The organism is Escherichia sp. KTE114 (assembly GCF_000407765.1).
Classification (GTDB): Bacteria; Pseudomonadota; Gammaproteobacteria; order Enterobacterales; family Enterobacteriaceae; genus Escherichia; species Escherichia ruysiae.
Genome location: NZ_KE136626.1, coordinates 2,106,215 through 2,118,122, shown reverse-complemented (window position 1 = coordinate 2,118,122; position 11,908 = coordinate 2,106,215). Strand labels below are relative to the sequence as shown.

Here is an 11,908-nt window from a genome sequence, read left to right as displayed (position 1 = left end):
AGGTACACTCTGAAGTATTTTTTATTTAATCACTACAGAGATGGTGGAGCTATGCGGGATCGAACCGCAGACCTCCTGCGTGCAAAGCAGGCGCTCTCCCAGCTGAGCTATAGCCCCATAACATGTAGTTAAAACCTCCTCAAATTTGCGGTGCAAATTTGGTAGGCCTGAGTGGACTTGAACCACCGACCTCACCCTTATCAGGGGTGCGCTCTAACCACCTGAGCTACAAGCCTGTAGAGGTTTTACTGCTCATTTTCATCAGACAATCTGTGTGAGCACTTCAAAGAACGCTTCTTTAAGGTAAGGAGGTGATCCAACCGCAGGTTCCCCTACGGTTACCTTGTTACGACTTCACCCCAGTCATGAATCACAAAGTGGTAAGCGCCCTCCCGAAGGTTAAGCTACCTACTTCTTTTGCAACCCACTCCCATGGTGTGACGGGCGGTGTGTACAAGGCCCGGGAACGTATTCACCGTGGCATTCTGATCCACGATTACTAGCGATTCCGACTTCATGGAGTCGAGTTGCAGACTCCAATCCGGACTACGACGCACTTTATGAGGTCCGCTTGCTCTCGCGAGGTCGCTTCTCTTTGTATGCGCCATTGTAGCACGTGTGTAGCCCTGGTCGTAAGGGCCATGATGACTTGACGTCATCCCCACCTTCCTCCAGTTTATCACTGGCAGTCTCCTTTGAGTTCCCGGCCGGACCGCTGGCAACAAAGGATAAGGGTTGCGCTCGTTGCGGGACTTAACCCAACATTTCACAACACGAGCTGACGACAGCCATGCAGCACCTGTCTCACAGTTCCCGAAGGCACCTTCTCATCTCTGAAAACTTCCGTGGATGTCAAGACCAGGTAAGGTTCTTCGCGTTGCATCGAATTAAACCACATGCTCCACCGCTTGTGCGGGCCCCCGTCAATTCATTTGAGTTTTAACCTTGCGGCCGTACTCCCCAGGCGGTCGACTTAACGCGTTAGCTCCGGAAGCCACGCCTCAAGGGCACAACCTCCAAGTCGACATCGTTTACGGCGTGGACTACCAGGGTATCTAATCCTGTTTGCTCCCCACGCTTTCGCACCTGAGCGTCAGTCTTCGTCCAGGGGGCCGCCTTCGCCACCGGTATTCCTCCAGATCTCTACGCATTTCACCGCTACACCTGGAATTCTACCCCCCTCTACGAGACTCAAGCCTGCCAGTATCAGATGCAGTTCCCAGGTTGAGCCCGGGGATTTCACATCTGACTTAACAGACCGCCTGCGTGCGCTTTACGCCCAGTAATTCCGATTAACGCTTGCACCCTCCGTATTACCGCGGCTGCTGGCACGGAGTTAGCCGGTGCTTCTTCTGCGGGTAACGTCAATGAGCAAAGGTATTAACTTTACTCCCTTCCTCCCCGCTGAAAGTACTTTACAACCCGAAGGCCTTCTTCATACACGCGGCATGGCTGCATCAGGCTTGCGCCCATTGTGCAATATTCCCCACTGCTGCCTCCCGTAGGAGTCTGGACCGTGTCTCAGTTCCAGTGTGGCTGGTCATCCTCTCAGACCAGCTAGGGATCGTCGCCTAGGTGAGCCGTTACCCCACCTACTAGCTAATCCCATCTGGGCACATCCGATGGCAAGAGGCCCGAAGGTCCCCCTCTTTGGTCTTGCGACGTTATGCGGTATTAGCTACCGTTTCCAGTAGTTATCCCCCTCCATCGGGCAGTTTCCCAGACATTACTCACCCGTCCGCCACTCGTCAGCGAATCAGCAAGCTGATCCCTGTTACCGTTCGACTTGCATGTGTTAGGCCTGCCGCCAGCGTTCAATCTGAGCCATGATCAAACTCTTCAATTTAAAAGTTTGATGCTCAAAGAATTAAACTTCGTAATGAATTACGTGTTCACTCTTGAGACTTGGTATTCATTTTTCGTCCGAGGACGTTAAGAATCCGTATCTTCGAGTGCCCACACAGATTGTCTGATAAATTGTTAAAGAGCAGTTGCGACGCGGCTTTCAGCTCACTGTCGCGAGTTGGCGTATATTACGCTTTCCTCTTTCAGAGTCAACCCTGAATTTCAGGATTTTTCTCTTCAACCGAACCGGCTGTTTGTGTGAAGTGATTCACATCTGCCGTGTCGATGGAGGCGCATTATAGGGAGTCGTTTCAGGAAGACAAGCGGAAAAATGCATTTTTATTTCAACCGCTCATCTTTTAATCATTACGCCGGTTTTTGCTGCTTTTTTATCGCTTGCGGCAGGTCTGCCAGGCTATTTAACACCCAATCCGCCGCGTTTTCTGCTTCAGGCGTAATAGGTTTACCCGTACGCACCAGCACTTTTGTTCCCACGTTCGCCGCAGCCGCTGCCTGCATATCTTCTAATTTATCGCCCACCATATAAGAAGCGGCCATATCAATATGCAAATAATCGCGTGCTGACAAAAGCATCCCCGGATGTGGTTTGCGGCAATCGCAGACCTGGCGAAACTCTTCAACACTACCCTGCGGATGATGCGGGCAATAATAGATGCCATCCAGATCGACATCGCGGTCCGCCAGCGACCAGTCCATCCACTCGGTCAGCGTTTCAAACTGTGCTTCAGTAAATTTACCGCGAGCAATGCCAGACTGGTTGGTTACTACCACCAGCGCAAAGCCTATTTTTTTCAGCTCGCGCATGGCGTCAATAACACCGTCGATAAATTCAAAGTTGTCGATCTCATGGACATAGCCGTGATCGACATTAATGGTGCCATCACGGTCAAGAAAAATTGCGGGTACGCTCTTCGCCACCTTTTATAGCTCCTTAATAAGGCATGTGACGCTAGTATCGCATGTTTCGACCTGCAAGAAAGTGCTCTTCGCATAAACCTGATTGATTTAGACGTCTGGATGCCTTAACATCCATTTCATTGACGGCGTTGCCCGTTCCAGGCATTCGAAATGCCACGACTAACTTAATGACGATAATAAATAATCAATGATAAAACTTTCGAATATCACCAAAGTGTTCCACCAGGGCACCCGCACCATCCAGGCGTTGAACAACGTCAGCCTGCATGTGCCAGCTGGACAAATTTATGGCGTTATCGGTGCCTCAGGCGCGGGTAAGAGTACGCTTATACGTTGTGTAAACCTGCTGGAGCGCCCAACCGAGGGTAGCGTGCTGGTAGATGGCCAGGAACTGACTACGCTGTCAGAATCCGAGTTGACCAAAGCTCGCCGCCAGATTGGTATGATTTTCCAGCATTTTAACCTGCTCTCTTCGCGTACTGTTTTTGGCAACGTGGCGCTGCCGCTGGAGCTGGACAACACGCCGAAAGACGAGATTAAACGTCGCGTGACAGAATTGCTGTCATTGGTTGGCCTTGGCGATAAGCATGATAGCTACCCGTCGAACCTTTCCGGCGGGCAGAAACAACGTGTGGCGATTGCCCGTGCATTAGCCAGCAATCCCAAAGTATTGCTGTGCGATGAAGCCACCAGCGCGCTGGACCCGGCAACCACGCGTTCTATTCTCGAACTGCTAAAAGACATCAACCGCCGTCTGGGTTTGACGATTCTGTTGATCACCCACGAAATGGACGTTGTTAAGCGCATTTGTGATTGTGTGGCGGTCATCAGCAATGGCGAACTGATCGAGCAAGACACGGTAAGCGAAGTGTTCTCGCATCCGAAAACGCCGCTGGCGCAGAAGTTTATTCAGTCAACCCTGCATCTGGATATCCCGGAAGATTATCAGGAACGTCTGCAAGCGGAGCCATTCGCAGACTGCGTACCGATGCTGCGCCTTGAGTTTACCGGCCAGTCGGTCGATGCCCCGCTGCTTTCTGAAACCGCGCGTCGTTTCAATGTCAACAACAACATTATTAGCGCGCAGATGGATTACGCCGGTGGCGTTAAGTTCGGCATCATGCTGACTGAAATGCACGGCACACAACAAGATACGCAAGCCGCCATTGCCTGGCTGCAGGAACACCATGTAAAAGTAGAGGTACTGGGTTATGTCTGAGCCGATGATGTGGCTGCTGGTTCGTGGCGTATGGGAAACGCTGGCAATGACCTTCGTATCCGGTTTTTTTGGGTTTGTGATTGGTCTGCCGGTTGGCGTCCTGCTTTATGTCACGCGTCCGGGGCAAATTATTGCTAACGCGAAGTTGTATCGTACCGTTTCAGCGATTGTGAACATTTTCCGTTCCATCCCGTTCATTATCTTGCTGGTATGGATGATTCCGTTTACTCGCGTTATTGTCGGTACATCGATTGGTTTGCAGGCAGCGATTGTTCCACTGACCGTTGGTGCAGCACCGTTTATTGCGCGTATGGTCGAGAACGCCCTGCTGGAGATCCCAACCGGGTTAATTGAAGCTTCCCGCGCAATGGGTGCCACGCCAATGCAGATCGTCCGTAAAGTGCTGTTACCGGAAGCGTTGCCGGGTCTGGTAAACGCCGCAACTATCACCCTGATTACCCTGGTCGGTTATTCCGCAATGGGTGGCGCAGTCGGTGCCGGTGGTTTAGGTCAGATTGGCTATCAGTATGGCTACATCGGCTATAACGCGACAGTGATGAATACGGTACTGGTATTGCTGGTCATTCTGGTTTATTTAATTCAGTTCGCAGGCGACCGCATCGTCCGGGCTGTCACTCGCAAGTAACGTTCAACACAACATAAATAATTGAAGAAGGAATAAGGTATGGCGTTCAAATTCAAAACCTTTGCGGCAGTGGGAGCCCTGATTGGATCACTGGCACTGGTAGGTTGCGGTCAGGATGAAAAAGATCCGAACCACATTAAAGTCGGCGTCATTGTCGGTGCCGAACAGCAGGTTGCAGAAGTCGCGCAAAAAGTCGCGAAAGACAAATATGGTCTGGACGTTGAACTGGTAACCTTCAACGACTATGTTCTGCCAAACGAAGCATTGAGCAAAGGCGATATCGACGCTAACGCTTTCCAGCACAAGCCGTACCTTGATCAGCAACTGAAAGATCGTGGCTACAAACTGGTCGCAGTAGGCAACACTTTTGTTTATCCGATTGCTGGTTACTCCAAGAAAATAAAATCACTGGATGAACTGCAGGATGGTTCGCAGGTTGCCGTGCCAAACGATCCAACTAACCTTGGTCGTTCACTGCTGCTGCTGCAAAAAGTGGGCTTGATCAAACTGAAAGATGGCGTTGGCCTGCTGCCGACCGTTCTTGATGTTGTTGAGAACCCCAAAAATCTGAAAATTGTTGAACTGGAAGCACCGCAACTGCCGCGTTCTCTGGACGACGCGCAAATCGCTCTGGCAGTTATCAATACCACCTATGCCAGCCAGATTGGCCTGACTCCGGCGAAAGACGGTATCTTTGTCGAAGATAAAGAGTCCCCGTACGTAAACCTGATCGTAACGCGTGAAGATAACAAAGACGCCGAGAACGTGAAGAAATTCGTCCAGGCTTATCAGTCTGACGAAGTTTACGAAGCAGCAAACAAAGTGTTTAACGGCGGCGCTGTTAAAGGCTGGTAATTTTTAGGCTGTTTCCACAATTTGTAATATCATTCAGGACGGGCGCTTGCCCGTCTTGTCATTTTTACAAGCTCCTGATTCAATATTGACGTTTTGATCATACATTGAGGAAATACTATGCGTGCTTTACCGATCTGTTTAGTAGCACTCATGCTAAGCGGCTGTTCCATGTTAAGCAGATCCCCTGTCGAACCCGTTCAAAGCACTGCACCCCAGCCGAAAGCGGAGCCTGCAAAACCGAAAGCGCCGCGCGCCACGCCGGTCCGAATTTATACCAATGCAGAAGAATTAGTCGGCAAACCGTTCCGCGATCTCGGTGAAGTCAGTGGCGACTCTTGCCAGGCCTCTAATCAGGACTCTCCGCCGAGCATTCCAACCGCGCGTAAGCGGATGCAAATCAACGCCTCTAAAATGAAAGCCAATGCGGTATTACTGCATAGCTGCGAAGTTACCAGCGGTACACCAGGCTGCTATCGTCAGGCTGTATGTATCGGCTCTGCGCTTAACATTACGGCGAAATGAGCAGTTTCCAGTTCGAGCAAATAGGCGTTATTCGCTCGCCCTATAAAGAAAAATTCGCCGTTCCGCGCCAGCCAGGTCTGGTAAAAAGCGCCAACGGCGAACTGCATCTCATTGCTCCCTACAACCAGGCCGACGCCGTTCGCGGCCTGGAAGCATTCAGCCATTTATGGATCCTTTTCGTCTTTCATCAAACGATGGAAGGCGGCTGGCGTCCGACTGTGCGTCCGCCTCGTCTTGGTGGTAATGCCAGAATGGGTGTTTTCGCTACACGCTCCACTTTTCGCCCTAACCCAATTGGTATGTCGCTGGTAGAGCTGAAAGAGGTTGTTTGCCATAAAGACAGCGTGATTCTGAAGCTCGGCAGTCTGGATCTGGTCGATGGTACGCCGGTAGTGGATATCAAACCGTATCTCCCCTTTGCCGAATCGCTTCCCGATGCCAGTGCCAGCTATGCGCAAAGTGCGCCAGCGGCAGAAATGCCGGTGAGTTTTACCGCAGAGGTCGAAAAGCAGCTTTTGACGCTGGAGAAGCGTTATCCGCAGTTAACGCTGTTTATCCGCGAAGTACTGGCGCAGGACCCGCGCCCGGCCTATCGTAAAGGTGAGGAAACGGGCAAAACCTATGCCGTCTGGCTACATGATTTTAACGTTCGCTGGCGCGTCACCGACGCAGGTTTTGAAGTCTTTGCGCTGGAACCGCGTTAAATTCACGCCCTTCTCTTTTGACATTTCTTTTGCACTGGTAAACTAAATCACTTTTTTTGTCCCAGGCTCGCCTTGAGCCTGTTCTACCTTCCAACTGGAACCGTAACAACATGCGTACTAGCCAATACCTGCTCTCCACTCTCAAGGAGACACCTGCCGACGCCGAGGTGATCAGCCATCAGCTGATGCTGCGCGCCGGGATGATCCGCAAGCTGGCCTCCGGGTTATATACCTGGCTGCCGACCGGCGTGCGCGTTCTGAAAAAAGTCGAAAACATCGTGCGTGAAGAGATGAACAACGCCGGTGCGATCGAGGTGTCGATGCCGGTGGTTCAGCCAGCCGATTTGTGGCAAGAGAGTGGTCGTTGGGAACAGTACGGTCCGGAACTGCTGCGTTTTGTTGACCGTGGCGAGCGTCCGTTCGTACTCGGCCCAACTCACGAAGAAGTGATCACTGACCTGATTCGTAACGAGCTTAGCTCTTACAAACAGCTGCCGTTGAACTTCTATCAGATCCAGACCAAGTTCCGTGATGAAGTGCGTCCGCGTTTCGGCGTCATGCGTTCCCGCGAATTCCTGATGAAAGATGCTTACTCTTTCCACACTTCTCAGGAATCCCTGCAGGAAACCTACGATGCAATGTATGCGGCCTACAGCAAAATCTTTAGCCGTATGGGGCTGGATTTCCGCGCCGTACAGGCTGACACCGGTTCTATCGGCGGCAGCGCCTCTCACGAATTCCAGGTGCTGGCGCAGAGCGGTGAAGACGATGTGGTTTTCTCCGACACCTCTGACTATGCAGCGAACATTGAACTGGCAGAAGCTATCGCGCCGAAAGAACCGCGCGCTGCTGCCACCCAGGAAATGACTCTGGTTGATACGCCGAACGCGAAAACCATCGCTGAACTGGTTGAACAGTTCAATCTGCCGATTGAGAAAACGGTTAAGACTCTGCTGGTTAAAGCGGTTGAAGGCAGTAGCTTCCCGCTGGTTGCGTTGCTGGTGCGTGGTGACCACGAGCTGAACGAAGTTAAAGCAGAAAAACTGCCACAGGTTGCCAGCCCGCTGACTTTCGCGACCGAAGAAGAAATTCGTGCCGTGGTTAAAGCAGGCCCAGGCTCACTGGGTCCGGTAAACATGCCGATTCCGGTGGTGATTGACCGTACCGTTGCGGCAATGAGTGATTTTGCTGCCGGTGCTAACATCGATGGCAAACACTACTTCGGTATCAACTGGGATCGCGATGTCGCCACCCCGGAAGTTGCTGATATCCGTAACGTGGTGGCAGGCGATCCAAGCCCGGATGGTCAGGGTACGCTGCTGATCAAACGTGGTATCGAAGTCGGTCACATCTTCCAGCTGGGTACTAAGTACTCCGAAGCACTGAAAGCCTCCGTTCAGGGCGAAGATGGTCGTAACCAGATCCTGACGATGGGTTGCTACGGTATCGGGGTAACGCGCGTTGTGGCTGCGGCAATTGAGCAGAACTACGACGAACGCGGCATCGTATGGCCTGATGCTATCGCACCGTTCCAGGTCGCAATTCTGCCGATGAACATGCACAAATCCTTCCGCGTACAGGAACTGGCCGAGAAACTGTACAGCGAACTGCGCGCGCAGGGTATCGAAGTGCTGCTGGATGACCGCAAAGAGCGTCCGGGCGTGATGTTTGCTGATATGGAACTGATCGGTATTCCGCACACTATTGTGCTGGGCGACCGTAACCTTGACAACGACGATATCGAATATAAATATCGTCGTAACGGCGAGAAACAGTTAATTAAGACTGGTGACATCGTCGATTATCTGGTGAAACAGATTAAAGGCTGATGCCAGAAAGGGTCCTGAATTTCAGGGCCCTTTTTTACATGGATTGTATAAAATGGATAAACCAAAGGCGTACTACCGCCTGCTTCTCCCCAGCTTTCTTTTACTTTCGGCCTGTACCGTTGATATCAGCCAGCCAGACTCATCAGCCACAGCGGTAGATGCCGAGGCGAAAACATGGGCAGTCAAATTCCAGCATCAAAGCTCTTTCACCGAACGATCAATAAAAGAAATAACCGAACCTGATCTCAAACCCGGCGATTTGCTGTTCTCCTCAAGCCTTGGGGTAACCTCATTTGGTATCCGCGTCTTCAGCACTTCCTCTGTAAGTCACGTTGCAATCTATTTGGGTGAAAATAACGTTGCAGAAGCGACTGGAGACGGCGTCCAGATTGTCCCCCTTAAAAAAGCCATGAGGCATAGCGATAAGCTTTTCGTCTTACGAGTCCCGGACCTTACCCCGCAACAAGCCACAGAAATCACCGCGTTCGCCAATAAAATCAAAAATAGCGGTTACAACTATCGCGGCATTGTCGAGTTCATTCCGTTTATGGTGACCCGCCAGATGTGCTCACTAAATCCTTTCTCCGAAGATTTTCGCCAACAGTGCGTCAGCGGCCTGGCGAAATCGCAGTTAAGCGGTGTGGGAGAAGGAGACAAAAAGTCGTGGTTTTGTTCGGAGTTTGTCACTGATGCATTTGCCAAAGCCGGGCATCCGCTTACGCTGGCGCAGTCAGGCTGGATTAGCCCTGCCGATCTAATGCATATGCGTGCTGGTGATGTCTCTGCGTTTAAGCCAGAAACACAGTTACAGTATATTGGGCACCTGAAGCCAGGAATTTATATCAAAGCGGGTCGCTTTGTTGGGCTGACTCGGTGATAAAAGCCAGCCTCGTGCACAAAATGCCGGATGCGGCGTAAACGCCTTATCCGGCCTACAAAATCGTGTTAATTCAAAATGTTGCACTATATGCTGTAGGCCTGATAAGCGCAGCGCATCTGGCAATTTTGCGTTTGTTTCTGCCTCAAGCAGGTTTACTGACTCAAACTACTGCAATCCTTGTTCGGGTAAAATTTACCCGCCGTATCGGGCGCTAATACTTTGGTCGGCGCACCGGTATCCGGGTTAGCCTCAAGCGTAAAGTGACCTTCTACAGACAGTAACACGGATTTTTCACTGTTACCGCGCGCAGCCAGGTAGCCCCGTTCCAGCTCTGCGTTATTCGCTACCATGAAACGTTTTCCGGTCGCGCAATCAGTAAAGGTCGCCGCATCAGCCATATAAAAATACATGCCACGCAGAGTCATCGGTGTCATGGGGAGGCTGGACTTTGCAGGTTCCAGCGTGTAGTTGAACTGCGATTCAATCGGATTACCTTCACGATCGAGCATCTCCAGCGCATCCCCTTTCGCCCGATAATATGACTTTTCACCTTTGCTGTCGGTTAATACCAGCTTGTCAGCGGTTCGCGCCCATGTACCGTAGGAAGCGAAAGAGGAAGGCTCTTCACGCGCCCCCAGATAACGTTCATTCATCACCCATGTTCCGTCTTTTTCGAGGAACAGAGAGGTTTCGATTCCTTCGCAATCGGCACACGGCAGCACGCCGCGCCAACTTTGCGGCATCGGTTTCAGTTCGGCAGCCTGCGCCGGAGAAAGCGTATCGACTTCGGCCCGATTATTACATCCCATTAGAGTAAAGAGGCTGATTACAGCCATCGCTGTCACTATCGCTTTTTTCACCATCCATTCCTTACTTTTTATTCCCGACCGCTGCGCACTTTGCTGCGCATCGCCTTCACGCTTGATTTTTGTGCTTTCGACGCCAGCCTGCGCTCTTTCGATGCACGGGTGGGGCGCGTGGGTCGTCGGGCTTTTTGTTCTGTTGTTAATTCTTTAATCACAGCCACCAGCCGGGCCAGTGCCGCTTCGCGGTTCAGTTCCTGACTGCGGTATTCCTGTGCCTTAATGACAATCACGCCATCACTGCTGATCAAATGATGGCTGGCGGCGAGCAGACGCTCTTTGTAATACTCTGGCAGGCTGGACGCCCGAATGTCAAAACGCAGATGAATAGCCGTTGAGGTCTTATTAACATGCTGCCCGCCCGCGCCCTGTGCACGAATGGCAGTGATCTCAAGCTCACCATCGGGGATAGCGACATGTCGGGAAATCACAATCATGAAGGTTGTTGCCAGGCGGTTAAGTTCACTTCCAGATTATTCTTATCATCCGATAACCAGATAACACCATCCTGAATCGTTGCCTGCAGCGTCATGGTACGATCGGCAAAGGCGCTCACTTTTGCCAGTTGCTCGTCGTCCAGATACCAGACGGAAAGATTGGCAAACTGCGCGCATTTGCTCTGATTTTGCTGCCACCAGATTTGCGCGGCCCGACTATTATAGGCAAACAGCGCCACTTCTGCGGCCTGAGTACAGGCTTTCTTAACCCGCCGCTCATCCGGCAGCCCCAGCTCAATCCACAAATCAATGCCCAGGTGATCGTTACGCAGCCACGCTTCCGGCTCATCATCGGCACACAAGCCACGGGTAAATTGCAAACGTTCATCAGCATATTTCAGCCACGCCAGCAGGCGCAGCATCATACGCTCCTGGGTTTCTGAAGGATGGCGCGCCAGCGTCAGAGAGGCATCGAGAAACTGGTTGCGGTCGAGATCGGCTACATTAACCGTCGCTTTATAAATTGTCGCTTTAAGCGCCATAAGAAAACTCCTTTCGAATCAGGAGGCCATTGTAACGGAATACGTGCAGTTGCGACGCTGATATTGCAGAAATGAGTGTGGTATAGTCACCTTGCGAAACAGAGTTTATCTTCGTAGGCTTAGACTTGCATCCACGGTTAAGTCAGAGTGCTGACAGGAGGGCATGTGGAAAAATATTGTGAGTTAATACGCAAGCGGTACGCGGAAATCGCCAGCGGAGACTTAGGATACGTTCCGGACGCGCTGGGCTGCGTTTTGAAAGTGCTGAATGAAATGGCTGCCGACGACGCCCTTTCAGAGGCTGTCAGGGAAAAAGCAGCATACGCTGCGGCAAACTTACTGGTGAGCGATTATGTCAATGAATGATACGTATCAACCAATCAATTGTGATGATTACGATAATCTTGAGCTCGCCTGCCAGCATCATTTAATGCTGACACTTGAGATGAAAGATGGTGAAAAATTGCAGGGGAAGGCCAGCGATTTAGTCTCCCGCAAAAATGTGGAGTATCTGGTCGTCGAAGCCGCTGGCGAAACCCGCGAGCTACGTCTGGATAAAATTACCAGCTTTAGCCACCCGGAAATCGGTACGGTGGTGGTGAGCGAGTCCTGATTCACTTTTGCCGG

Annotated in this window: 13 protein-coding genes, 2 tRNA genes and 1 rRNA gene; 9 read left to right on the top strand and 7 right to left on the bottom strand. The window is 51.5% G+C overall.

What is annotated here, in order from left to right:
* Nucleotides 1-41: 41 nt before the first annotated feature.
* The 4 genes from WC5_RS10860 to gmhB all read right to left on the bottom strand — a co-directional run bounded on the left by WC5_RS10860 (nucleotide 42) and on the right by gmhB (nucleotide 2,784).
* Nucleotides 42-117: transfer RNA gene (locus tag WC5_RS10860), tRNA-Ala, on the bottom strand.
* Between the two features lie 42 nt (nucleotides 118-159).
* Nucleotides 160-236, bottom strand: a tRNA-Ile gene (locus WC5_RS10865).
* Between the two features lie 68 nt (nucleotides 237-304).
* Nucleotides 305-1,846 (bottom strand): 16S ribosomal RNA (locus tag WC5_RS10870).
* A gap of 365 nt (nucleotides 1,847-2,211) precedes the next feature.
* Nucleotides 2,212-2,784 carry a D-glycero-beta-D-manno-heptose 1,7-bisphosphate 7-phosphatase gene (gene gmhB, locus WC5_RS10875; protein WP_001140164.1) on the bottom strand — a complete coding sequence of 191 codons (573 nt, stop codon included), beginning with the start codon at nucleotides 2,782-2,784 and terminating at the stop codon, nucleotides 2,212-2,214.
* Nucleotides 2,785-2,971: 187 nt separating this feature from the next.
* Between gmhB and metN the strand changes: the two genes are divergently transcribed.
* The 7 genes from metN to WC5_RS10910 all read left to right on the top strand — a co-directional run bounded on the left by metN (nucleotide 2,972) and on the right by WC5_RS10910 (nucleotide 9,436).
* Nucleotides 2,972-4,003 (top strand): methionine ABC transporter ATP-binding protein MetN, encoded by a 1,032-nt coding sequence (gene metN / locus WC5_RS10880; RefSeq protein ID WP_000593991.1) that lies wholly within the window; start codon nucleotides 2,972-2,974, stop codon nucleotides 4,001-4,003.
* Nucleotides 3,996-4,649, top strand: a complete 654-nt coding sequence (locus tag WC5_RS10885) for a methionine ABC transporter permease MetI (RefSeq protein WP_001294600.1) — start codon at nucleotides 3,996-3,998, stop codon at nucleotides 4,647-4,649. Before metN ends, WC5_RS10885 begins: the two co-directional genes overlap by 8 nt.
* A gap of 39 nt (nucleotides 4,650-4,688) precedes the next feature.
* The gene (gene metQ, locus WC5_RS10890) at nucleotides 4,689-5,504 is read left to right on the top strand and encodes a methionine ABC transporter substrate-binding lipoprotein MetQ (RefSeq protein WP_000874226.1); all 816 of its coding nucleotides are present in this window, start codon (nucleotides 4,689-4,691) and stop codon (nucleotides 5,502-5,504) included.
* 117 nt (nucleotides 5,505-5,621) lie between these two features.
* Nucleotides 5,622-6,026, top strand: coding sequence for an envelope stress sensor lipoprotein RcsF (gene rcsF / locus WC5_RS10895; protein WP_001202329.1), 405 nt, complete (start codon nucleotides 5,622-5,624; stop codon nucleotides 6,024-6,026).
* Nucleotides 6,023-6,730, top strand: a complete 708-nt coding sequence (gene tsaA / locus WC5_RS10900) for a tRNA (N6-threonylcarbamoyladenosine(37)-N6)-methyltransferase TrmO (protein WP_000094017.1) — start codon at nucleotides 6,023-6,025, stop codon at nucleotides 6,728-6,730. Before rcsF ends, tsaA begins: the two co-directional genes overlap by 4 nt.
* A 110-nt stretch (nucleotides 6,731-6,840) precedes the next feature.
* Nucleotides 6,841-8,559 (top strand): proline--tRNA ligase, encoded by a 1,719-nt coding sequence (proS, locus tag WC5_RS10905; RefSeq protein ID WP_001260711.1) that lies wholly within the window; start codon nucleotides 6,841-6,843, stop codon nucleotides 8,557-8,559.
* A gap of 52 nt (nucleotides 8,560-8,611) precedes the next feature.
* Complete coding sequence (locus WC5_RS10910) at nucleotides 8,612-9,436, top strand: YaeF family permuted papain-like enzyme (protein ID WP_010351968.1); 825 nt, start codon at nucleotides 8,612-8,614, stop codon at nucleotides 9,434-9,436.
* 155 nt (nucleotides 9,437-9,591) lie between these two features.
* Here WC5_RS10910 and nlpE read toward each other — a convergent pair whose 3' ends face one another.
* From nlpE to WC5_RS10925, 3 genes are read right to left on the bottom strand one after another with little or no spacing between them, the layout of a single operon-like run.
* The gene (gene nlpE / locus WC5_RS10915) at nucleotides 9,592-10,302 is read right to left on the bottom strand and encodes an envelope stress response activation lipoprotein NlpE (RefSeq protein WP_000239166.1); all 711 of its coding nucleotides are present in this window, start codon (nucleotides 10,300-10,302) and stop codon (nucleotides 9,592-9,594) included.
* 14 nt (nucleotides 10,303-10,316) lie between these two features.
* Complete coding sequence (gene arfB, locus WC5_RS10920) at nucleotides 10,317-10,739, bottom strand: alternative ribosome rescue aminoacyl-tRNA hydrolase ArfB (protein ID WP_000635551.1); 423 nt, start codon at nucleotides 10,737-10,739, stop codon at nucleotides 10,317-10,319.
* A complete protein-coding gene (locus WC5_RS10925; protein WP_001185297.1) occupies nucleotides 10,736-11,281 on the bottom strand; it encodes a YaeQ family protein in 546 nt (181 codons plus the stop codon). The genes arfB and WC5_RS10925 overlap by 4 nt, the downstream gene beginning before the upstream one ends.
* Before the next feature lie 165 nt (nucleotides 11,282-11,446).
* Here WC5_RS10925 and WC5_RS10930 point away from each other — a divergent pair, with 165 nt between their 5' ends.
* The gene (locus WC5_RS10930; RefSeq protein WP_000417058.1) at nucleotides 11,447-11,647 is read left to right on the top strand and encodes a YaeP family protein; all 201 of its coding nucleotides are present in this window, start codon (nucleotides 11,447-11,449) and stop codon (nucleotides 11,645-11,647) included.
* Nucleotides 11,634-11,894, top strand: coding sequence for a Rho-binding antiterminator (gene rof / locus WC5_RS10935; protein WP_000062320.1), 261 nt, complete (start codon nucleotides 11,634-11,636; stop codon nucleotides 11,892-11,894). The genes WC5_RS10930 and rof overlap by 14 nt, the downstream gene beginning before the upstream one ends.
* Nucleotides 11,895-11,908 lie beyond the last annotated feature (14 nt).